Origin of the sequence: Streptomyces sp. NPDC127068 (assembly GCF_042724695.1) — a bacterium.
Taxonomy (GTDB): Bacteria; Actinomycetota; Actinomycetes; order Streptomycetales; family Streptomycetaceae; genus Streptomyces.
Genome location: NZ_JBHXEN010000046.1, coordinates 51,645 through 73,728 on the forward strand (window position 1 = coordinate 51,645; position 22,084 = coordinate 73,728).

A 22,084-nucleotide genomic window follows, 5' to 3' on the forward strand; every position below is an offset into this window, starting at 1 on the left:
GCGATGCGTTGGCGACGTCGCGGCGGGGTGCGGTGACGTCGAAGGAGTGTCGGATTGCGCACCGCTTCCCAGGGGGAGTCGAAGATGAGTGTTCTGCGAGAGCCCGTTCCCGTGCCGGGTCACCGTCCGCCACGGCGGCGGGCCCGGTGGGTCGCCGGCGTCCTGCTCGCCGGGTCGCTGACGCTCGCCGGATGCGCCGGATCGGGCGGCGACCAGGGGGAGTCGGCGAACAAGGGGGCCAAGGCGGCGGACGCCCGGGGTTACGCCCCGCCCGGGGAGGCCGAGGGCGCCCTGCGTGCGGAGGGTGCTGCGGGCCCCGAGGGCAAGTCCGACGGGAAGGCCGACTCGGGGAAGCCGGAATCGGACGGCGACCTGCGAGCGGACCGACTCGCCCAGCGGAAGATCATTCGCACTGCGGAGCTGGTGGTGCGGGTCGAGGACGTGTCCCGGGCCCTGGCCACCGTACGGTCGGCCGCGGAGTCGGTCGGCGGGCTCGTCGGCGAGGAGTCGACGGACCGCGACGACGACGGGCGGGAGCAGTCCAAGGTCGTCCTGCGCGTTCCGCAGGAGAAGTACGACGACGTCCTGGAGGAGCTGGGCGACACCGGGACGGTGCTCCGCCGGAACACCGGCGCCGAGGACGTCACCGAGCAGGTGGTCGACGTCGAGACCCGCCTCAAGAACCAGCGGGCGAGCGTGGCCCGCATCCGGGAGCTGATGGACGAGGCGACGAAGATCAGCGACGTGGTGGCGCTGGAGGGCGAGCTGAGCAGCCGTCAGGCGGACCTGGAGTCGCTGCTCGCCCAGCAGGCGTCGCTGAAGGACCGCACGACGCTGGCCACCATCACGCTGTCGCTCACCGAGCGCCCCGACGCGGGCCGGGACGAGGAGTCCGGCTTCCTGGACTCGGTCGGCGACGGCTGGGGCGCGTTCGTCGCGACGCTGCGCTGGCTGTCGATCGTCTTCGGCGCCGCACTGCCGTTCCTGGCCCTGGCCGGGGCCCTGTACGCGGTGTGGCGTTGGCTGCTGGGTCCGTGGGTGCGCCGGCGTCGCCCGGTGCCCCCGGCCGGGCCCGCCGCCCGGGCAGCGGTGAGTGCCACGGGCGTCGCGGCGCCCGAGGCTCCGGCCGCCGCGCCCCCGGCGCCGCGGACGCCCGACGCGGGCTGATCCACCCGGTGTGTGTGCGCACGTAGCGTGCTCACTTGACGATCCACTCCCTAAAGGGAGGGGATTCTTACGGCTCGCGCCGTGAGACTTCCTGTTTCGTCGCCGACTGCCCGCCCGGAGAACTCCGTTGAGGTCTTACACCAGCTCCGCAGGCTGTAACCGCCCGCCCGGCGGCCAGAAGGTTCTTCGCTGCGTTCACGTCCCGGTCGTGGGTGGTGCCGCAGTCGCACGTCCAGGTGCGGACGTTCAGCGGCATCTTCCCGGCGAGGGTGCCGCAGGTGGAGCACAGCTTGGAGGAGGGGAACCAGCGGTCCACGACCACGAGGTTCCGTCCGTACCAGGCTGCCTTGTACTCCAGCATCGTGCGCATCTGGTGCCATGCGGCGTCGGAGATGGCGCGGGCGAGGCTGTGGTTCTTGACCATGTTGCGCACGGTCAGGTCCTCGATCACGAGCGTTTGGGTCTCACGCACGAGACGAGTAGTGATCTTGTGGAGATGGTCGCGACGGCGGTCGGTGATCCGGGCGTGGATCTTGGCGACCTTCCGCCGGGCCTTGGCCCGGTTGGCGCCGTCGCCCTTGGCCTTCTTCGCCAGACGGCGCTGGGCCAGGGCGAGACGGGCGCGGTCGCGTCGCTCGTGCCGGGGGTTGGCGATCTTCTCCCCGGTCGAGAGGGTGAGCAAGTGGTCCAGGCCCGCGTCGATGCCGACCTCCGCGCTGGTGGCGGGGAGCGGCTTCACGGAGGGGTCCTCGCACAGAATCGAGACGAACCAGCGTCCCGCGTTGTCCTGCGACACGGTCACCGTGGACGGCTTCGCTCCGTCGGGGAGCGGGCGCGACCATACGATGTCCAGCGGCTCCGCCATCTTGGCCAGCGTCAGCTGTCCGTCACGGAAGCGGAAACCGCTGGTGGTGTACTCGGCGGACTTCCGGGACTTCTTCCTCGACTTGAAGCGCGGGTACTGGGCCCGCTTGCCGAAGAAGTTGGTGAACGCCACCTGCAAGTGCCGCAGACACTGCTGCAACGGCACGGAGGACACCTCGTTCAGGAACGCGAGTTCCTCGGTCTTCTTCCACGCCGTCAGCATCGCGGACGTCTGGTGGTAGTTGACCCGCTCCTGTCGCGTCCACGCCTCCGTGCGTGCGGCGAGCGCCAGGTTGTAGACCTTGCGAACACAGCCGAACGTGCGCGACAGCTCGGCCGCCTGCACATCGGTCGGGTAGAAGCGGTACTTGAACGCCCGCTTCACATGACTCATGGCCACGCTCACAAACTAGCGGTACCACAGGTGAGAATCAAACCTGCGGGTCAGAGCCGATCTTTCACCCAGGGGACGAAACCCCGCTCACTGCCCTGCTCCGCAGGGGTTTCGCTTCCTCCCCCACCTAAAGATGGGGGTATCCACGAAAGGACTCAGATGAACGATTCGAGGGAGCGGCTGGTCATCATCGGCGGTGACGCGGCGGGCATGTCCGCCGCGTCCCAGGCGCGCAGGCTCAGGGGCCCGGCGGAGCTGGAGGTGGTGGCGTTCGAGCGGGGGCACTTCACCTCGTACTCGGCGTGCGGCATCCCGTACTGGGTGGGCGGCCAGGTGGCCGAGCGGGACGAGCTGATCGCGCGGACGCCCGAGGAGCACCGGGAGCGCGCGATCGACCTGCGGACCCGCACCGAGGTGGTGGAGGTCGATCCGGAGCGGCGCCGGGTCCGCAGCCGGGACCTCGACTCCGGCTCCGAGGAGTGGACGGACTACGACAAGTTGGTCATCGCGACCGGTGCCCGTCCGGTGCGCCCCCCGCTGCCGGGCATCGACGCGCCCGGGGTGCACGGGGTGCAGACCCTGGACGACGGGCAGGCGCTGCTCGACACCCTGGACGCCACCGCGGGCCGCCGCGCGGTCGTCGTCGGCGCCGGGTACATCGGCGTCGAGATGGCCGAGGCGATGATCAACCGGGGCTACGAGGTCACGGTCGTCAACCGCGGTCAGGAACCGATGTCCACGCTCGACCCGGACATGGGCCGGCAGGTGCACGAGGCCATGAGCTGGCTCGGCATCACCATGGTCAACGACACCGAGGTCACCGGGGTCCGCACGGGGGAGGACGGGCGGGTCCGGGCGGTGACCACCGCCGACGACGCGTACCCGGCCGACGTGGTGATCCTCGGGCTCGGCGTCCGCCCCGAGACCTCGCTCGCCCGCGCGGCGGGCCTCCCGCTCGGCGAGCACGGCGGACTGTTGACGGACCTGTCGATGCGGGTGCGCGGCCAGGACGCGATCTGGGCCGGCGGCGACTGCGTGGAGGTCCTGGACCTGGTGTCGGGACGGGACCGGTACGTCCCGCTGGGCACCCACGCCAACAAGCACGGCCAGATCATCGGCACCAACGTCGGCGGCGGGTACGCGACCTTCCCCGGGGTGGTCGGCACCGCGGTGTCCAAGGTGTGTGACCTGGAGATCGCCCGGACGGGTCTGCGGGAGAAGGACGCCCGCGCGGTGGGGCTGCGCTACGTGACCGCCACCATCGAGTCGACCAGCCGGGCGGGGTACTACCCGGGTGCGCAGCTGATGACGGTGAAGCTGCTGGCCGAGCACCGCACCGGACGGCTGCTCGGGGCGCAGATCGTGGGCCGGGAGGGCGCGGCGAAGCGGGTGGACGTCGCGGCGGTGGCGCTGACCGCCCAGCTGACCGTGGAGCAGATGACGCACCTGGACCTCGGGTACGCGCCGCCGTTCTCCCCCGTGTGGGACCCGGTCCTGGTCGCCGCGCGCAAGGCGGTGCGCGCCGTCCGGGAGGCGGGCTGGTAGCCGGGCCGTCGGACGCGCGCCCCCGCTCCCGTCCGACCTCCGGGCGAAGAACGGCCGGAATCCGACGCTTGGCGGCGGCTCCCCACGGAAAGGGGAACCGCCGCGGCGATCAGCGTGCGGTGCGGGTGTGCACGTCCTCCACGAGCCGGGTGAGGGCGTCCGGGTCGGTGTCGGGCAGGACCCCGTGACCCAGGTTGAAGATGTGGCCCTCCAGACCGCGGGCCGCCTCCAGCACCTCGCCGGTCTTGGCGACCACGGCCTCGGTGCCCGCGAAGAGCACGGCCGGGTCGAGGTTGCCCTGGAGCGCCTTGCCGGGACCCACCCGACGGGCGGCCTCGTCCAGCGGCACCCGCCAGTCCACGCCCACCACGTCGGCCCCGGCCTCGCCGAGCGCACCGAGCAGCTCACCGGTGCCGACGCCGAAGTGGATGCGCGGGACGTCGTAGCCGGCGACGGACGTGAAGACCTTGCGGGAGGCGGGGAGCACGGACCGTCGGTAGTCGACGGGGGCGAGGGCGCCGACCCAGGAGTCGAAGAGCTGGACGGCGCTGACGCCGGCCTCGATCTGGACCTTGAGGAAGGCCGAGGTGATGCCGGCGAGCCGGTCCAGGAGGTCGGCCCACAGCTGCGGGTCGCCGTACATCAGCGCCTTGGTGTGCTCGTGGTTGCGGGACGGGCCGCCCTCCACGAGGTAGCTCGCCAGGGTGAAGGGCGCGCCCGCGAACCCGATCAGGGGCGTGGCGCCCAACTCGGCGGTGAGCTGCCCGATGGCCTCCGTGACGTACGGGACGTCCTCGGGGGTGAGGTCGCGCAGTCGGTCGAGGTCGGCGCGGGAGCGGATCGGCTGCTCGATGACCGGGCCGATGCCGGGCTTGATGTCGAGGCCGACGCCGATGGCCTTCAACGGGACGACGATGTCGCTGAAGAAGATCGCCGCGTCGACGTGGTGCCTGCGGACCGGCTGGAGGGTGATCTCGGTGACCAGGTCCGGCTGCATGCACGAGTCGAGCATGGCGATGCCCTCGCGGACCTTGCGGTACTCCGGGAGGGAGCGGCCCGCCTGGCGCATGAACCAGACCGGGGTGTGCGGCACGGGTTCGCGGCGGCACGCCTTCAGGAACGCGGATTCCCGGACGCCCTCTCGTGTCGCGGTCGACCGGTCCGTGGGGTTCTCGTTGGCACTCACGTCGGAAAGTCTCCCATGCGGGTGGGGGCGCGATCCGGACAGCCCTCGCCCACAGGGGTGTCCCTCCCCGCACCGGCGCCGGCTTCCCCTTACTCTTCCCGGCATGGCTGCGGCTCAGGAACGACTGTCGGACGACGCTGGTGGGACGGACAACGGCGAGGGGGTGCCGGGCGGGAACCCGGCGGACGCCGGGCCGCCGGCCTTCCGTGCGGCGGTCGACGCGGTGCGCACGGCACGGCTGCGGCCCGGTGTCGAGATCGAGCCGGTCCGACCGCCCCGACGGCTCGCCCCGCACGCGTACGCGTGGGAGGCCGCGGTGGTCGACGGGGACGAGGACCTGGCGGACGGGCGGCTGGTGCTGCTGCACGATCCGGCCGGCCACGACGGCTGGCGGGGCACGTTCCGACTGGTGACGCTGGTCCGGGCGGAGTTGGAGCCCGAGATGGCCGCCGACCCGTTGCTGCCGGAGGTGTGCTGGTCCTGGTTGACGGGCGCACTGGAGGGTCGGGGCCTCACGTACGGGGAGCCGAGCGGCACGGTGACCCGGGCGGGCTCCCACTACTTCGGCGGCCTGGCCCGCCGCCCGGCCACGTCCCAGATCGAGATCCGGGCGTCCTGGACGCCGGAGGAGGGCGATCGGGGCGTGCCGGACACGGCCGCGCACCTGACGGCCTGGTGCGATCTGTTGGGCCAGGTCGCGGGGCTCCCCCCGTCGCCGTCGGCCGATGCGTCCGTGGTCACCCTGCCGCAGCGCCGCGGTCCGCAGACCTCCTGAGGCGCCCGCCCCTCTCCCGCCGCACCCGTCTCTTCCCGCCCCGCCCACCCCGTCCGCCCTTCCCGCGACGCACCGGCCCTCGGCACGCCCCGGGGACGCCGCCCACGGACGGACGACGCCCCCGGCGGCCCGCGGCTGCTACGGGACGTCCACGGCCCGACTCCACGGCTCCCCGGCCCGACTCCACAGCCCGACTCCACGGCCCGGCCCTCCGGCGACCGCGGCGCGGCTCCGGGCCACCGCGGACTGGTCCCCGGGCCACTGCGGCGCGGCTCCCGGACATACGGGGCTACGTGCAACGATCGCTCAATCGTCCGAATTGCACGAAATGTTCTCACGAATTCGTGATCTTTCTCTAAAGGCGACCGGGTTTGATGCCGAAGAGGTCTGTGACCTTGAAAGCGACGGTCCATCCCGGCTTCATCCCCAGAGCCGGCCCCCCGTCCCGCCACCCCAGGAGGGCCCTGTGTCCGTTCTCCTTGAGCAGCCCGCAAGCCTGGTCGCCTATCGCCCCAACAAGCCGACCGCCATGGTGGTCGTGGCGGACCCTCGGGTCCGCTCCACCGTCACCCGCCACCTGTGGGCGCTCGGGGTGCGCGATGTCATCGAGGCGTCGTCCATCGCAGAAGCCCGCCCCCGCGTCGGCAACCCCCGTGACATTTGCGTCGCCGACGTCCACCTTCCCGACGGCAGCGGCCTCACCCTGTTGTCCGAAACCCGTGCCGCGGGCTGGCCCAACGGCCTCGCCCTCTCCGCCGCCGATGACATCGGCGCCGTTCGCAACGCCCTCGCGGGCGGAGTGAAGGGTTATGTCGTTACCGGTACGCGTACCAATCTCGGCCTTCCGAACCGGCCGGGCGCCGCCCCCATCGGCTCCGCCGCGGCCCGTATGCACCGCCGCCCTCCGGGCTCTCCGAGCCACCCGGGCGGCTATCGCGAACTGTCCGGCCGCGAGGTCGAGGTCCTGAGACTGGTCGCCGAAGGCCAGTCCAACAAGGCCATCGGGGTCTCCATGGGACTGTCGGCCCTGACCGTCAAGAGCCACCTCGCCCGGATCGCCCGCAAGCTGGGCACCGGCGACCGCGCCGGCATGGTGGCCGTCGCCCTCCGCACCGGAATCATCCACTGACCGATACCGATCGCTCGCGCGTCCGCCGACGGAACGTTCCGTCGGCGGACGCGGTGTTTTCGCAAGTACCCTTGACAGGTGACAGACGCCCAAGAGACCGCAGCAGACACATCACTGCGAACCACCGGGGGCGCCCCTCCGGACGACGGCGTCACCGGCGTCACCGCGGACCGTGACCCCATCGCGCTGCTGGAGCCGCGCGAGGGCATCCCGCCGGTCGTCGCCGACGCGGGCGCCCTGACCGACGTGATCTCCGCGTTCGCCCGGGGCACCGGCCCGGTGGCGGTGGACGCCGAACGCGCCTCCGGCTACCGCTACGGACAGCGCGCGTACCTCGTCCAGCTGCGCCGCCAGGGCGCCGGGACGGCACTGATCGACCCGGTCGCCTGCCCCGACCTCACCGCGCTCGGGGAGGCCCTCGACGGAACCGAGTGGGTGTTGCACGCCGCGACCCAGGACCTGCCCTGTCTGCGGGAAATAGGCATGCAGCCGAGCGAGCTGTTCGACACCGAGCTGGCCGGACGGCTCGCCGGCTTCCCCCGCGTCGGCCTCGGGGCGATGGTCGAGAACGTGCTCGGATACGTCCTGGAGAAGGGGCACTCGGCCGTCGACTGGTCGACCCGGCCGCTCCCCGAGCCCTGGCTGCGGTACGCCGCGCTCGACGTGGAACTGCTCGTCGACCTCCGGGACGCGCTGGAGGAGGAACTCGACCGCCAGGGCAAGCTCGACTGGGCCCGGCAGGAGTTCGCGGCCATCGCCTCGGCACCGCCCGCGCCCCCGCGCAAGGACCCCTGGCGCCGCACCTCCGGCATGCACAAGGTCAAACGGCGGCGGCAGATGGCCGTGGTGCGGGAGCTGTGGGAGGCACGGGACCGGATCGCCCGACGCAGGGACATCTCGCCCGGGAAGGTGCTCGGGGACGCCGCCATCGTCGAGGCGGCGCTGACGCTGCCCGCGAACGCGCGGGCGCTCGCCGCACTGCCCGGCTTCGGGGGCCGGTCCGGCCGACGGCAGCTGGTGGACCAGTGGCAGGAGGCGATCGACCGGGCCCGGGCGCTGCCCGAGGGGGAACTGCCCCAGCCCGGACAGACCGTGAGCGGTCCGCCGCCGCCCCGGGCCTGGGCCGACAAGGACCCCGTGGCCGCGGCGCGGCTCTCCGCGGCGCGGGCCGCGGTGTCCGCCCTGGCGGAGCAGCTGTCCATGCCGCAGGAGAACCTGATCGCCCCCGACACCGTGCGGCGGGTGTGCTGGGAGCCGCCGACCGTGGTGACCGCCGAGTCGGTGGACGCGGCGCTGACCGCCCTGGGGGCCCGCCCCTGGCAGGTCGAACAGGTCGGCCCGCTGCTGGTGAACGCGCTGCGCGCACCCGCCGAGGCCTGATCGGAGACGGCATGCGGCCCGCCCGGAGTCACCCCTGACTCCCGGCGGGCCGTACGCGTTCCGCCCGCTGACACGCGCGGCCGGGGGGCGGGGGCTGGGCAGTCTGGTTACTCGCAAGTAGCATGGCGGTACCGCGGTGCGCCGGTGCCTTCGGCGAGGCGGGCCGCGTCGTGCCAGTTCGCGTCTGGAGGAGAGCCATCGTGCCTCGTACCGTCAGGGACGTCGTCTTCGTCGACGGCGTCCGTACCCCGTTCGGCAAGGCGGGCCCGAAGGGCATCTACCACGAGACCCGGGCCGATGACCTCGTGGTGAAGTCGATCCGGGAGCTGTTGCGCCGCAACCCGGGGCTCGACCCGGCGAAGATCGACGAGGTGGCGATCGCGGCCACCACACAGATCGGCGACCAGGGCCTGACCCTCGGGCGCACCGCGGGCATCCTCGCCGGGCTGCCCCGCTCCGTACCCGGCTACTCCATCGACCGGATGTGCGCGGGCGCGCTGACGGCCGTGACGACGACCGCCGGCTCCATCGCCTTCGGTGCCTACGACGTCGTGGTGGCCGGCGGCGTCGAGCACATGGGCCGCCACCCGATGGGTGAGGGCGTCGACCCCAACCCCCGGTTCGTCAGCGAGAAGCTGGTGGGCGAGTCCGCGCTGTTCATGGGGATGACCGCGGAGAACCTGCACGACCGGTTCCCGCACCTCACCAAGGAGCGCGCCGACGCCTACGCCGTGCGGTCCCAGGAGAAGGCCGCCAAGGCGTACGCCAACGGCAAGATCCAGCAGGACCTGGTGCCGATCTCGGTCCGGCGGACCACCCCCGAGGCCGGCGAGACCGGTTGGGGGCTCGCCACCGAGGACGAGCCGATGCGCCCGGGGACGACCCTGGAGACGCTGGCCGGTCTGAAGACGCCGTTCCGCCCGCACGGCCGGGTCACCGCCGGAAACGCGGCGGGCCTGAACGACGGGGCCACCGCCTCGCTGATCGCCGCCGAGGACTTCGCCCGGGAGCACGAGCTGCCGGTGCGGATGCGGCTGGTCTCGTACGCCTTCGCCGGTGTCGAGCCCGAGGTGATGGGCTACGGGCCCGTCCCCGCGACCCGGAAGGCGCTCGCCAAGGCCGGTCTGTCGATCTCCGACATCGGGCTGTTCGAGATCAACGAGGCGTTCGCCGTGCAGGTGCTCGCCTTCCTCGACCACTACGGGATCGCCGATGACGACCCCCGCGTCAACCAGTACGGCGGCGCCATCGCCTTCGGCCACCCGCTGGCCTCCTCCGGCGTGCGGCTGATGACCCAGCTGGCCCGCCAGTTCGAGGAGCGGCCCGAGGTGCGCTACGGCATCACCACCATGTGCGTCGGCTTCGGCATGGGCGCGACGGTCATCTGGGAGAACCCCCACTTCGACGGAGGCGCCAAGTGAGCACGAGCACCGCTGAGCAGCTGAAGGGCGCCGCCGAGGCGTTCCCCGACGAGGTCGTCACCCAGGCGCACGTACGCCATCTGGACCTGCCGAAGGGGGCCGGGCGGTTCGCGCTCGTCACCCTCGACAACGGGCTCGACCACACCAAGCCGACCACCTTCGGGCCGCGTTCCCTGGCCAACCTGGACGCCGCGCTCGACCAGGTGGAGCAGGAGGCCGCCGCCGGGGCGATCGTGGGCGCGGGCATCACCGGCAAGCCCTTCATCTTCGCCGTCGGCGCCGACCTCAAGGGCGTCGAGGTGCTGACCCGGCACGAGGACGCACTCGCCATCGGCAAGGGCGGCCACGACGTCTTCAAGCGGCTCGCCGGCCTGGCCGTGCCGACATTCGCCTACTACAACGGCGCGGCGATGGGCGGTGGCGTCGAGGTCGGGCTGCACTGCACCTACCGGACCGTGTCGAAGGCGGTGCCGGCGTTCTCGCTGCCCGAGGTGTTCCTCGGGCTGGTCCCCGGCTGGGGCGGCTGTGCGCTGCTCCCGCAGCTGATCGGCGCGGACCGGGCGGTCACGGTGATCATCGAGAACGCGCTCAACCAGAACCGTCAGCTCAAGGGCGCCCAGGTCTTCGAACTGGGCATCGCCGACGCGCTCTTCGAGGGCGCGGACTTCCTGGAGCAGTCGTTGGTGTGGACCGCCGGGGTGCTGACCGGTGAGGTCACCGTCGAGCGGCCCGAGCCGGACCGGGGCGAGGCCTGGGACCTGGCCGTCGCCCGCGGCCGGGCCCTCGCCGACGCCAAGGTGCACGGGGCGGCCCCGGCCGCGTACCGCGCGTTGGACCTCATCGCCGCGGCCAAGGACGGCGACCTCCAGGCCGCGTTCGACGCCGAGGACCGGGTGCTCGCCGACCTGATCATGGGTGGGGAGCTGCGCTCCGGCCTCTACGCGTTCCACCTGGTGCAGAAGCGCGGGAAGCGGCCGGTGGGCGCCCCGGACCGGAGCCTCGCCCGACCGGTCACCAAGGTCGGCGTGGTGGGCGCGGGGCTGATGGCCTCGCAGCTCGCGCTGCTGTTCGTGCGCCGCCTCGAAGTGCCGGTGGTGCTCACGGACATCGACCAGGAGCGCATCGACCGGGGCGTGGGCTACGTCCGTGCCGAGATCGACAAGCTGCTGCTCAAGGGCCGGGTGAACCAGGACACGGCGAACCGACTGAAGGCCCTGGTCAGCGGGGTGCTGGACAAGGCGGAGGGATTCTCCGACGCGGACTTCGTCATCGAGGCCGTGTTCGAGGAGATCGGCGTCAAGCAGCGGGTGTTCGCCGAGGTGGAGGCGGTGGCTCCGGCGCACGCGATCCTGGCGACGAACACCTCCTCGCTGTCGGTCAGCGAGATGGCTTCCGAGCTGAAGCACCCGGAGCGGGTCGTCGGTTTCCACTTCTTCAACCCGGTGGCGGTGCTGCCGTTGCTGGAGATCGTCCGGGGCGAGCGGACCGACGACGCCGCGTTGGCGACGGCGTTCGCGGTGGCCAAGCAGCTGAAGAAGACCGCGGTGCTGGTGAAGGACGCCCCGGCGTTCGTGGTGAACCGCATCCTGACCCGTTTCATGGGCGAGGTGCAGAACGTCATCGACGAGGGCACGCCCGTCGAGGTGGCGGAGCGGGGCGTGGAGCCGCTGGGCCTGCCGATGTCGCCGCTGGTGCTGCTGGAGCTGGTGGGGCCCGCGATCGGGCTGCACGTCTCCGAGACGCTACACGAGGCGTTCCCCGACCGCTTCCGGGTGTCCCCCAACCTGGCGGCCGTGGTGCGGGCGGGCAAGCGCGGTTTCTACGTCCACGACTCCGGCCGGCCGGAGTTGGACCCCGAGGTCGCCGCGCTCCTGGTGCAGGGCGACAGCGTGCTCGACGAGGAGCAGGTGCGGGCCCGGGTCCTCGACGCGGTCGCCCAGGAGATCGGGCTGATGCTGGACGAGGGCGTCGTCGCCGGGGCCCAGGACATCGACCTGTGCCTGATCACCGGGGCGGGCTGGCCCTTCCACCTGGGCGGCATCACCCCGTACCTGGACCGTGAGGGCGTCAGCGAGCGGGTGAACGGGAAGCGGTTCCTGGCGCCCGGTGCGGCGAGCGTGCCCGCGTAGGACGCACCACGGGGCGGGTACGGGGCGTGCGGCCCCGTACCCGCCCCGTACGCGTGCTCAGGGGTAGACGGTCCGGGGGCCGACCACGCGGGCGCCCTCGGCGGTGACCCGGGCGCGCAGTTCCCGGTCGGCGGTGACCACCACGCACTCCTGGGCCGCCCCGGCCGCGAGTGCCACGACGAGGTCGTCCCCGCTGCCCGCCGCCTCCTCGATCCGGACCCCGGGCACCGGGTCGACGCCGCGGGCCGCGCCCTCGACCACGAGCACGACGTCGAGGGGCCCGACGAGGCCCGCGACGCCCGCGGCGGCCCGGGCCGCCAGCCGGTCGCGTAGCCGCTCCGCGGCACCGCGGCGGTCCTTCCACCAGCCGTCGGGGACCGACCCCACGACATTGGCCCCGTCGACGATCAGCAGGGTGGTCATGCCCGCCCCCCTCCCCCTGCCGTTGCGGCTCCGCTGTTGCGGTCCCCATCATCGCCCGGCCGGCTCACGGGTACGGGACCTGGGTGTCGTCGCCCGCGGTGGGCGGGGTGGGGCGGCGCGGGAGGCCCTTGCCCAAGCGGCTGTGCGACTTGCCGTAGAGGAAGTAGACGACCACGCCGAGCACCATCCACAGACCGAAGCGGAGCCAGGTCTCGGCGGGCAGGTTCAGCATCAGCCACAGGGACGCCAGGATCGACAGGACGGGCAGATAGGGCACCAGGGGGGTGCGGAAGGCGCGGTGCAGGTCGGGACGCTGGCGGCGGAGCAGGACGACCCCCGCGGCGACCACCACGAAGGCGAACAGGGTGCCGATGTTGACCAGCTCGGCGAGTTCGCTGATGGAGGTGAATCCGGCGACGATCGCCACGACCCCGCCGAGCAGGATCGTGGAGCGGTAGGGCGTGCCGAAGCGGGGGTGCACCTTCGAGAAGGTCCGGGGGATCAGTCCGTCCCGGCTCATCGCGAAGAAGACGCGGGTCTGGCCCAGCAGGAGGATCATGCAGACCGAGGTGAGGCCGATGGCCGCCCCGAAGCTGATCACGCCCGCCCAGAAGGGGTGGCCCACCGCCTTGAACGCGTCCGCGAGGGGCGCGTCGACGGTGAGGTTCGTGTACTTCTCCATGCCGGTGACGACGATGGACACCGCGACGTACAGGACCGTGCAGATCAGCAGCGACCCGAGGATGCCGCGCGGCACATCCCGCTGGGGGTTGCGGGTCTCCTCGGCGGCGGTGGCGACGATGTCGAAGCCGATGAACGCGAAGAACACCACGGCGGCGGCGGTGAAGATCCCCATCACTCCGAAGTCGGACGGGGTGTAGCCGAACATCAGCTGGATCAGCGGTGCGTGGATGTCGGAGCTGCCGCTGGTGGACTGGGCCGGGGGGATGAACGGGTCGTAGTTGGAGCCGGTGATGAAGAAGGCGCCGACCACGATGACCAGCAGGACGACCGTAACCTTGATGCCGACGACCACGCCGGTGACCCGGGACGACAGTTTCATGCCCGCCACCAGGACGCAGGTGAGGGCGAGGACCAGCAGACAGGCGAGCAGGTCGAAGCCGAACGACCCGTCATGGGTGCCGGACAGGGCCCGGGGCAGGTGCAGGCCCGCCGTGTCGAGCAGCGACTGGATGTACCCCGACCATCCGACGGCGACCACCGCGCAGCCGAGCGCCAGCTCCAGGATCAGGTCCCAACCGATGATCCAGGCGGGGAACTCCCCCAGCGAGGCGTAGGAGAACGTGTACGCCGACCCGGCCACCGGGACGGTGGAGGCGAACTCGGCGTAACAGAGGGCGGCCAGGGCGCAGACCACGCCGGCGACGACGAAGCTCAGGGCCACCGCCGGGCCCGCGGTCTCCTTGGCGATCTTCCCGGTCAGGACGAAGATGCCGGTGCCGATGATGACCCCGACCCCGAACACGGTCAGGTCCAGCGCGGACAGCGACTTCTTGAGCGCGTGTTCCGGCTCCTCGGTGTCCTGGATGGACTGCTCGACCGTCTTGGTCCGGAAGAGGGTGCTGCTCACCGGCGTACCTCCGCGTGTGTCGTCCCCGACATGATCGAGAGGCCCGCCGGTGCGCCGGCCCCGGCGCGCGGGTGTTCACCCGTACGGGGAGCGACCGGGTGCGGTGGCGGCCCGCTCCCGGGAACGGCGACGGGCCGGTGCCGGGCCCCGGTTGGGGCGCGGCACCGGCCCGCGGCGGAGTACGGGTCAGTCGCGGGTGCTCTCCACGGCGGAGGCGGTCGCGTCGAGGCGGCCGTCGAGCCGGGACACCAGGCCGGTGACCTGGCGGGCGATGTCCGGTGCGGTCAGGCCGATCTCCGACAGGACCTCCTTGCGGGAGGCGTGGTCGAGGAACCGCGGCGGGATGCCGAAGTCGCGCAGCGGGACGTCGACGCCCGCGTCGCGCAGGTGCTGGGCGACGGCGGAGCCGACGCCGCCGGCCCGGGAGTTGTCCTCCACGGTGACGACGACCTGGTGCAGCTCGGCGAGCGGGGCCATGGCCTCGTCGACGGGCTTGACCCAGCGGGGGTCGACGACGGTGGTGGAGATGCCCTGCTGGTCGAGGAGGCCCGCGATCTCCAGGCACATCGGGGCGAGGGCGCCCACCGACACCAGCAGGACGTCGGGGCGGTCGGTGCCCGGCTCGCGCAGGACGTCCATGCCGCCGACCTTGCGCAGGGCGCGGACGGCGGGGCCGACGGCGCCCTTGGAGTAGCGGACCACCGTCGGGGCGTCGTCGACCTCCACGGCCTCGCGCAGCTGGAGCCGCACCTGGTCGGCGTCGCGGGGCGCGGCGATCCGCACCTCGGGCACGCACTGGAGGATCGACATGTCCCACATGCCGTTGTGCGAGGCGCCGTCGGTGCCGGTGACGCCGGCCCGGTCGAGGACGAAGGTCACTCCGCACTTGTGGAGGGCCACGTCCATGAGGAGCTGGTCGAAGGCGCGGTTGAGGAAGGTCGCGTAGACGGCGAAGACGGGGTGCAGACCGCCGGTGGCCAGCCCGGCTGCGGAGACCGCTCCGTGCTGTTCGGCGATGCCGACGTCGTAGACGCGGTCCGGGAACGTTTCGGCGAAGTTCTTCAGGCCGACCGGCTGGAGCATCGCGGCGGTGATCGCGACGATGTCGGGGCGCTCGTGACCGAGCTTGACCATCTCCTCGCCGAACACGGAGGTCCAGTCCATGCCGCCCTCGGCGATGGGCAGGCCGGTGTCGGGGTGGATGGGGCCGATGCCGTGGAAGCGGTCCGCCTCGTCCTGTTCGGCGGGCTGGTAGCCGCGGCCCTTCTCGGTGAGGCAGTGCACGATCACGGGCCCGCCGAACCGTTTCGCGCGGGACAGCGCGGACTCCAGGGCGTCGATGTCGTGGCCGTCGATGGGGCCGACGTACTTCAGGCCGAGGTCTTCGAACATGCCCTGGGGGGCGATGAAGTCCTTGAGGCCCTTCTTGGCGCCGTGCAGCGTGTCATACAGGGGGCGGCCGACGACCGGGGTGCGCTCCAGGAGGTCCTTGCCGCGGGCGAGGAAGCGCTCGTAGCCGTCGGTGGTGCGCAGGGTCGCCAGGTGGTCGGCGAGGCCGCCGATGGTGGGTGCGTAGGAGCGCTCGTTGTCGTTGACGACGATGACCAGCGGGCGGTCCTTGGCGGCGGCGATGTTGTTCAGCGCCTCCCAGGCCATGCCGCCGGTGAGGGCGCCGTCACCGATGACGGCCACCACGTGGTCGTCCTTGCCGAGGACCTGGTTGGCCTTGGCGAGGCCGTCGGCCCAGCCCAGCACCGTCGAGGCGTGGCTGTTCTCGATGACGTCGTGCTCGGACTCCGCGCGGGAGGGGTAGCCGGACAGGCCGCCCTTGGCCCTCAGCCGGGAGAAGTCCTGGCGGCCGGTGAGCAGCTTGTGCACGTAGCTCTGGTGGCCGGTGTCGAACAGGACGCGGTCCTTCGGGGACTCGAACACCCGGTGCAGGGCGATCGTCAACTCGACCACACCGAGGTTCGGGCCGAGGTGGCCGCCGGTCTTCGAGACCGCATCGACCAGGAAGGTCCGGATCTCTCCGGCCAGCTCGGTCAGCTCGTCCGGGCTGAGCCGGTCCAGATCGCGCGGTCCCGTGATGCGGGTCAGCAGCGGCACCCGTGCCTCCTTGCATTAGAGCTCTTCGACCTATTCGCCGGGTCCGTCGAGTCTAGTGTTCCCCCGACGGGTGGCCACCGAAGGGCCTCCGGGTTCACCCGGGGAACACAGTTCCCCGGCCGATTCGCCTACCCGCGGCCGGTCACGGCACGCTTGCGGCGGGACATCGAGTCGAGGACGACCGCCGCGAGGAGCACCCCTCCGGTGATCATGTACTTGACCGGTTCGGCGAGGGATTCCAGCTGGAGGCCCTTCTGGATCGCGACGATGACCAGGACGCCGAGCAGGGCGGACCAGGTCCGTCCCCGCCCGCCGAACAGGCTGGTCCCGCCGATGACGGCGGCTGCGATGCAGCTCATCAGCAGGTCACCGGAGCCGGCTCCCTGGTTCGCCGCGGCGATCTTCGAGGCGATCACGAGTCCGCCCAGCGCGGCGAGCGTCCCGGCGACGGCGAACACCGCGATCCGCACCGCGGCGACGTCGGTCCCGGCCCGGCGGGCCGCCTCGACGTTGCCGCCCAGGGCGGTCACCCGACGGCCGAAGACCGTCCGTCTGAGGACGAAGTCCGTGAGAACCACCACACCCAGGAAGATCACCAGGGCGAGCGGTAGGCCCTTGTACTGGTTGAGGACGTGGGCGACGGCGTAACAGAGCGCCGCGAGCAGGGCCGTCCTGGCCAGCAGCTCGCCCACCGGCCGGCACGGCAGCCCCGCGGCCCGGCGCTCGCGTGCGGCGCGGAGGGTGACGAGGAGGTGCCCCGCCACCACGGCCGTGGCCAGGCCGTAAGCGGCGGAGATGTCGGTGAAGTAGTGCCGGGTGAGCCGGGCGAGGAGCCCGGAGTCGTCCAGGTTGATCGTGCCGTTGGCGCCGAGGAGCTGGAGCATCAGGCCGTTCCAAGCGAGTAGCCCGGCCATGGTGACGACGAACGCGGGCACGCCCACGCGGGCGAAGAAGAAGCCGTGCAGCAGGCCGGCCGTGGTGCCGGTGAGCACCGCGAGGAGCAGCGCCGGGCCTTCGGGCATCCCGTGGGTGACGTTCAGCACCGCGAAGGCGGCGCCGGCGAGGCCGCTGACCGAGCCGACCGACAGGTCGATCTCGCCCAGCATCAGTACGAAGACGACGCCGACGGCGATCAGCCCGGGGCCCGTGGCGTCGATGAGGACGTGGGAGAGGTTCTCGGCCGAGAGGAACGCCGGGTTGAGCGCGTGGAAGACCGCCCCGATGACGACCAGGGCGACGAGGACGGGGAGGAAGCCCGTCTCCCCGGCTGCCAGCCGTCGCCGCAGCTCACCGGTCCGCCCGCCCCGTCCCGGGGGCCGCACCAGGAGCCGGGGGCCGCCGGGGGCGGCCGGCGGGGCCGGAGGCCGGTCCAGGTCGACGGGGCCGTCCGGGGCGGGTCCGCTGAGGTTTCCGGTGCTCATCGGGCCGGCTCCGCACCGCGGGCGGCGCGCCGGGTGACGGCGTTGTCGGTGGCACCCGTGATCGCGGCGATGATCTCCTCCTGGGTGGTGGTGGCGACCGGGAAGTCGCCGTTGTTGCGGCCCAGCCGCAGCACCGCCACCCGGTCGGCGACGGCCAGCACCCCGGCCATGTCGTGGCTGACCAGGACGACCGCGAGGCCCCGCTCGCGCAGTCGTTCGACGAGGTCGAGGACGTGGGCGGTCTGTTCGACGCCGAGGGCGGCGGTCGGTTCGTCGAGGACCACCAGTCGGGGTGCGCCGAGCAGGGCGCGGGCGATGGCGATCGTCTGGCGTTGTCCGCCGGACAGCGCGGCCACGGGGGTGCGCAGGTTCGGGACCCGGACAGACAGGGAGGTCAGCAGTTCGCGGGCGCGGCGTTCCATCCCGATCTCGTCCAGTACCGCGTGCCGTCGTCGTTCGCGGCCGAGGAACAGGTTGCCGACGACGTCGAGGTTGTCGCAGAGCGCGAGGTCCTGGTAGACGGTCGCGATGCCGAGTTCCCGTGCCGCGCGGGGGCTGTCGATGCGTACCGGCCGGCCGTCCCACTCGATGCCGCCGCCGGCCGCGCCGTCGGGAAGGTGCGTTCCGGCGATCGTCTTGACCAGGGTGGACTTCCCGGCGCCGTTGTCCCCGACGAGGGCGAGCACCTCGCCCGGGTGGACCTCCAGTTCGACGTCGGTGAGCGCTTGCACGGCGCCGAAGCGCTGGGAGACCCCGCGCAGCGCCAGCACGGGCGGTGCGGGCCGTCGAGCCGTCTGGTGGGCCACCGGGTCAGCCCCTCAGGCCGAGCCGGTCGCAGGCGGCCGCGTAGCGGGGGGTGCAGATCTCGGCGCGGGAGTAGACGCCGTCCGCCAGGACCGTTTCGGCGAGGTTGTCCCGGGTGAGGGCGACCACCGGGACGAGCACGGCGGGCACGTCCTCGGTGGTGGCGCTGTCGACGGTGACCCGGGTGACGGAGGTGGCCGGTTCGCCGCGGGCCAGGGCGACCGCGAGTGCGGCGGCGGCCCGGGCGCCCGGGCCGTAGGGCTTGTAGACGCTCATGTACTGCTCGCCGGCGACGATGCGTTGGACCGCGGCGAGTTCGGCGTCCTGGCCGGTGACGGGCGGCAGCGGGGACACCCCGGCGGTCTTGAGGGCCTGGATGACGCCGCCGGCCATGCCGTCGTTGGCGGCGTAGACCCCGATGACGCGTTCCTTGCCGAGGGCGGTGAGTGCGCTCTCCATGTGGGAGTGGGCGTTCTCCGGCTTCCACTCCTTGGTGTCGAACTCCCGGCCGACGCGGACCCGGCCGTCCAGGACCGCGTGCGCGCCCGCCTTGAACAGGGCGGCGTTGGGGTCGGTGGCGGAACCGTTCACCATCACGACCTCCCCGGAGCCGGCCCGGTCGCCGAGGGCGGTGAGCAGGGCCCGGGCTTGGACGCGCCCGACCTCCTCGTTGTCGAAGGAGGTGTGGGCGTCGACGGGTCCCTCGGCCAGCCGGTCGTAGGCGACGACGGGCACCCCCGCCTCCTCGGCCCGGCGGACGGCGCCGGCGACGGCCCGGGAGTCGACGGCGTCGAGGACGAGCACGTCGACCCGGTTGGTGATCATCGAGTCGACCTGCTGGGTCTGGACGGCCGCGTCCTGTTTGGCGTTGGCGTAGGTCACCCGCGCCGTGCCGTTCGTCAATTCGGCGAGGTGCCGTTCGATCAGGGGGCGGTCGAACTTCTCGTAGCGGGCGGTCTGGTTCTCGGGCAGCAGCAGACCGACCCGGAGGGTGTCGCCGGGTCCGGGGCGCTGCCGTGCGCCGGGGCCGCCGCCCGCCTGTTTCGCGCTGCCGCAGGCGGCGAGCAGCACGGCCAGGGCCGTTGCTCCCAGGGCCACCGCGGTGCGGCGGGTGGATGCGGGCACGTGCGACACCTCCCTGACGCCGCCGGGTCGGTGGTGCCGGGCGGAGGGTCGCCGCCCGGCACCCGGCAGGCGTCAAGAAGTAAACCCGGACGGGGACGGCCGCGGTGCGGTCCGTGCGCGTGGCGCGGCCCGGGCGGGGCTACGGGTTCACCGGAACGGACGGGTCCGTCAGGGTGGGCTCCCCCATGGCGTCGAGCGCGAGGGCGAGCGCCCCAAGCAATTCGGCCCGGTCGCCGAGGGCGCCCGGCAGGATGGTCAGCTGTCGGGCGGCGCTCGGTACGGCGTACCGGCCGACGGCTTCCCGCACCGGTCCGATCAGGAGTTCCCCGGCTTCGGCCAGGTCACCGCCGAGGACGATCCGGCTCGGGTTCAGCAGGTTGCACAGGCTGGCGACGCCGGTGCCGAGGTGGCGTCCGACGTCCGCGATGACCCGGCGGCACCCGGGGTCGCCGTCCCGGGCGAGCCGGACCACGGCGGCCGTCGTGAGCCCGTCCCCGTGGGTGGCCCGCAGCAGGGGCAGTACGTGGCGGTCGGCGGTGAAGGTCTCCAGGCAGCCGCGGTTGCCGCAGCGGCAGACCGGGCCGGACTCGTCGAGGGTGAGGTGGCCGATCTCCCCAGCCGTGCCGCCCGGGCCGCGGTGCAGGCGTCCGCCGATCACCAGTCCGGCCCCCACCCCGTCGGCGACCTTGACGTACGCGAGGTCCCGCACGCCCCGGCCGCTGCCCCAGACGAGTTCGCCGAGGGCGCCCAGGTTGGCGTCGTTGTCGAGGTGGACGGGGAGGCCGAGCCGGGCGCCCAGGTCCTCGGCAGGCCGGGCGTCCGCCCAGCCGGGGAGCCCCACGGTGGGTCCGACGGTTCCGGTGACGACGTCGACCGGTCCGGGGACGCCCAGGCCGACGCCGCTGATCCGGGTCCGGTCCACACCGGTCTTCTCGATGAGTTGTTCGACCAGTTCCGCCGCCCGGTCCAGGCCGTACGGGGTGGCACCGGGGTCGTCGGTACGGGGTCCGGGGGGCACTGCCCGCCCGGGGCCCAGTGACTCGACCTCCTCGGCGAGCACCTGGTGGGCCTGGTTGCCGACCGCCACGCGCAGGTGGGTGCGGCCGACGGCGACGCCGATGACGATGCCCGCATCGCCGTTCAGCGACACGCTGCGGGCTCGCCGGCCGCCGGCTGAGGTGGGGGTGACCTGGACCTTCCCCTGGTCCCTGAGTTCTCGCACGATGTTGGAGACGGTCGCCGCCGACAGTCCCGTGGTGCGGGCGATCTCGGCCTGGGTGAGCGACCCCGCCCGCCGCACGGCTCGGACGACGCGCTCCAGATTGGCCCGGTGCAACGACGACTGCGACCCCGGAGTCTCCACGGCCCCTCCACTCTGACGTGCGTGGTGGGCGGACGCGGGGGCGCCGCCCGTGCCGGGTCGCGGCGGTGGGACCCGAGGTGTGTACAAGTGATGAACACCAACGTCCGTCGAGCCGGCGGTCGCGGTCAAGTCCATGACGCCCGCCGATCTCACCGTCGACCTCGCCGTCGATCACTCCGATCGCTCCGGGCGCCCCGACACCACCTGGCTGCGCCCGGCACACGCCCTGCCGAGCACGCACACGTCCGTTTGTCCAGCGGAACACGCCTCACGGGCCCGGAGAGGCCGATACCCGACCCCGTACCTCCGCACGGGGAACCCTTCGGCCCCGGTGTGCCACCCGGCGGGTCCACGCCCCTGCCGCCTCCGGGAACACCACCCCGCCCCCCGCCGATCGGAGGGGGCGATGTGACAGATACCCCCCATTGGGTGGGAGGTAATGGCCTGCCAGTGGTGTAGACGTATACGTGACCACATTTTTACGTAGGGCACATGCGCTCATGAGACCCGGGGGGGCCGTGATCGACATAGGGCTGTTTGATGACAGCGAAGTATACCGAGCAGGGATCGAAGCCGTTTTAAACAAAGAAACGGACATTAAGGTCGCTGTATCGGGAAAGGTGCACGAGGCGGCGGCGCAATTGCGCCACGCGCGCCCGCAGGTCGTCCTTCTGGGGACCGTCCGCGGGCACGAGCAGCTGCTCGGTGCATTGGGACGGCTGCGCCGGATGGGCACACCGCCCGTCCTGCTGCTGATCCCCGCACAGGAACGGATCTCCCTGCACGGCTTGTTGGAGGCCGGGGCGCTCGGCATCACGGACCGGGACGGCGGGGCGGCCACGCTCGCCCACGCCATCCGGACCGTCGCCGCCGGCGGCTGGTCCCTCCCCTCGCAACTGGCCCGGACGGTCGTCACGGGCTATCTGCGCGGCGGGGCCCGGGAGCACGGCAACCGAGCGCTCCAGGAGGTCCGCGAGAAGCTGACGCCTCGCCAGCAGGAGGTGCTGACGCTGATGAGCGAGGGTCTGACCAACCCCGAGATCGCGGACGCACTCGCCGTGGGCACCGCGACGATCAAGGACCACGTCCAGACCATTCTGGACCGGCTGGGCACGCCCAACCGGACCTTGGCCGCCCGGCTCGCCTGGGAGGCGCAGTTGGCGACCTGCGGACCGGCGGGTTCCGCCGTGCCCTGACGGTCCGCGCGGGCCGGTGACGGCCCGCGCGGCTCCGCCGCACCGCACGGCCGAGGGGCCCGGGG

Annotated in this window: 17 protein-coding genes; 8 read left to right on the forward strand and 9 right to left on the reverse strand. The window is 72.5% G+C overall.

The annotated features are described in order from the left end of the window. The first annotated feature begins 84 nt into the window (after positions 1–84). The gene (locus ACFWIA_RS25980; protein WP_387009046.1) at positions 85–1,167 is read left to right on the forward strand and encodes a DUF4349 domain-containing protein; all 1,083 of its coding nucleotides are present in this window, start codon (positions 85–87) and stop codon (positions 1,165–1,167) included. A gap of 67 nt (positions 1,168–1,234) precedes the next feature. Here the strand turns inward: ACFWIA_RS25980 and ACFWIA_RS25985 are convergent, their stop codons facing one another. Then, a complete protein-coding gene (locus ACFWIA_RS25985) occupies positions 1,235–2,425 on the reverse strand; it encodes an RNA-guided endonuclease InsQ/TnpB family protein (RefSeq protein ID WP_387009048.1) in 1,191 nt (396 codons plus the stop codon). A 159-nt stretch (positions 2,426–2,584) separates the two neighbouring features. Between ACFWIA_RS25985 and ACFWIA_RS25990 the strand changes: the two genes are divergently transcribed. After that, the gene (locus tag ACFWIA_RS25990) at positions 2,585–3,970 is read left to right on the forward strand and encodes an FAD-dependent oxidoreductase (RefSeq protein ID WP_387009050.1); all 1,386 of its coding nucleotides are present in this window, start codon (positions 2,585–2,587) and stop codon (positions 3,968–3,970) included. 109 nt (positions 3,971–4,079) lie between these two features. Here ACFWIA_RS25990 and hemE read toward each other — a convergent pair whose 3' ends face one another. Beyond that, positions 4,080–5,156, reverse strand: a complete 1,077-nt coding sequence (hemE, locus tag ACFWIA_RS25995) for a uroporphyrinogen decarboxylase (RefSeq protein WP_387009052.1) — start codon at positions 5,154–5,156, stop codon at positions 4,080–4,082. 103 nt (positions 5,157–5,259) lie between these two features. Between hemE and ACFWIA_RS26000 the strand changes: the two genes are divergently transcribed. From ACFWIA_RS26000 to ACFWIA_RS26020, 5 genes are all read left to right on the forward strand, one after another. Beyond that, entirely contained in the window at positions 5,260–5,931 is a 672-nt protein-coding gene (locus ACFWIA_RS26000; RefSeq protein ID WP_387009054.1) for a DUF3000 domain-containing protein, read from the forward strand. Between the two features lie 466 nt (positions 5,932–6,397). Continuing rightward, complete coding sequence (locus ACFWIA_RS26005; protein ID WP_387009056.1) at positions 6,398–7,060, forward strand: LuxR C-terminal-related transcriptional regulator; 663 nt, start codon at positions 6,398–6,400, stop codon at positions 7,058–7,060. 78 nt (positions 7,061–7,138) lie between these two features. Further along, a complete protein-coding gene (locus ACFWIA_RS26010; protein ID WP_387009058.1) occupies positions 7,139–8,440 on the forward strand; it encodes an HRDC domain-containing protein in 1,302 nt (433 codons plus the stop codon). A gap of 200 nt (positions 8,441–8,640) precedes the next feature. Then, positions 8,641–9,861 (forward strand): thiolase family protein, encoded by a 1,221-nt coding sequence (locus ACFWIA_RS26015; protein ID WP_387009060.1) that lies wholly within the window; start codon positions 8,641–8,643, stop codon positions 9,859–9,861. Continuing rightward, on the forward strand, positions 9,858–11,990 hold the full coding sequence (locus ACFWIA_RS26020) for a 3-hydroxyacyl-CoA dehydrogenase NAD-binding domain-containing protein (protein ID WP_387009062.1): 2,133 nt from the start codon (positions 9,858–9,860) through the stop codon (positions 11,988–11,990). Before ACFWIA_RS26015 ends, ACFWIA_RS26020 begins: the two co-directional genes overlap by 4 nt. Before the next feature lie 57 nt (positions 11,991–12,047). Here the strand turns inward: ACFWIA_RS26020 and ACFWIA_RS26025 are convergent, their stop codons facing one another. From ACFWIA_RS26025 to ACFWIA_RS26055, 7 genes are all read right to left on the reverse strand, one after another. Next, a complete protein-coding gene (locus tag ACFWIA_RS26025) occupies positions 12,048–12,413 on the reverse strand; it encodes an NTP pyrophosphohydrolase (RefSeq protein ID WP_387009063.1) in 366 nt (121 codons plus the stop codon). 64 nt (positions 12,414–12,477) lie between these two features. After that, positions 12,478–14,004, reverse strand: a complete 1,527-nt coding sequence (locus tag ACFWIA_RS26030; RefSeq protein ID WP_387009065.1) for an amino acid permease — start codon at positions 14,002–14,004, stop codon at positions 12,478–12,480. A gap of 186 nt (positions 14,005–14,190) precedes the next feature. Next, a complete protein-coding gene (gene dxs / locus ACFWIA_RS26035) occupies positions 14,191–16,110 on the reverse strand; it encodes a 1-deoxy-D-xylulose-5-phosphate synthase (protein ID WP_387009067.1) in 1,920 nt (639 codons plus the stop codon). A gap of 128 nt (positions 16,111–16,238) precedes the next feature. Then, positions 16,239–17,531 (reverse strand): sugar ABC transporter permease, encoded by a 1,293-nt coding sequence (locus ACFWIA_RS26040; RefSeq protein ID WP_387009069.1) that lies wholly within the window; start codon positions 17,529–17,531, stop codon positions 16,239–16,241. Continuing rightward, complete coding sequence (locus ACFWIA_RS26045; RefSeq protein WP_387009071.1) at positions 17,528–18,337, reverse strand: ATP-binding cassette domain-containing protein; 810 nt, start codon at positions 18,335–18,337, stop codon at positions 17,528–17,530. The genes ACFWIA_RS26040 and ACFWIA_RS26045 overlap by 4 nt, the downstream gene beginning before the upstream one ends. 4 nt (positions 18,338–18,341) lie before the next feature. Then, positions 18,342–19,460 carry a substrate-binding domain-containing protein gene (locus ACFWIA_RS26050; protein WP_387009073.1) on the reverse strand — a complete coding sequence of 373 codons (1,119 nt, stop codon included), beginning with the start codon at positions 19,458–19,460 and terminating at the stop codon, positions 18,342–18,344. 139 nt (positions 19,461–19,599) lie between these two features. Continuing rightward, complete coding sequence (locus tag ACFWIA_RS26055) at positions 19,600–20,823, reverse strand: ROK family protein (protein ID WP_387009075.1); 1,224 nt, start codon at positions 20,821–20,823, stop codon at positions 19,600–19,602. A gap of 728 nt (positions 20,824–21,551) precedes the next feature. Here ACFWIA_RS26055 and ACFWIA_RS26060 point away from each other — a divergent pair. Continuing rightward, on the forward strand, positions 21,552–22,019 hold the full coding sequence (locus tag ACFWIA_RS26060; RefSeq protein WP_387009077.1) for a response regulator transcription factor: 468 nt from the start codon (positions 21,552–21,554) through the stop codon (positions 22,017–22,019). Positions 22,020–22,084 lie beyond the last annotated feature (65 nt).

What these genes read in the sequence shown, in the direction of transcription:
- ACFWIA_RS25980 (WP_387009046.1), top strand. Translation starts at nt 85, where the DNA reads ATGAGTGTTCTGCGAGAGCCCGTTCCCGTGCCGGGTCACCGTCCGCCA.
- ACFWIA_RS25985 (WP_387009048.1), bottom strand. Translation starts at nt 2,425, where the DNA reads ATGAGTCATGTGAAGCGGGCGTTCAAGTACCGCTTCTACCCGACCGAT.
- ACFWIA_RS25990 (WP_387009050.1), top strand. Translation starts at nt 2,585, where the DNA reads ATGAACGATTCGAGGGAGCGGCTGGTCATCATCGGCGGTGACGCGGCG.
- ACFWIA_RS26000 (WP_387009054.1), top strand. Translation starts at nt 5,260, where the DNA reads ATGGCTGCGGCTCAGGAACGACTGTCGGACGACGCTGGTGGGACGGAC.
- ACFWIA_RS26025 (WP_387009063.1), bottom strand. Translation starts at nt 12,413, where the DNA reads ATGACCACCCTGCTGATCGTCGACGGGGCCAATGTCGTGGGGTCGGTC.
- ACFWIA_RS26040 (WP_387009069.1), bottom strand. Translation starts at nt 17,531, where the DNA reads ATGAGCACCGGAAACCTCAGCGGACCCGCCCCGGACGGCCCCGTCGAC.
- ACFWIA_RS26060 (WP_387009077.1), top strand. Translation starts at nt 21,552, where the DNA reads ATGGGCACACCGCCCGTCCTGCTGCTGATCCCCGCACAGGAACGGATC.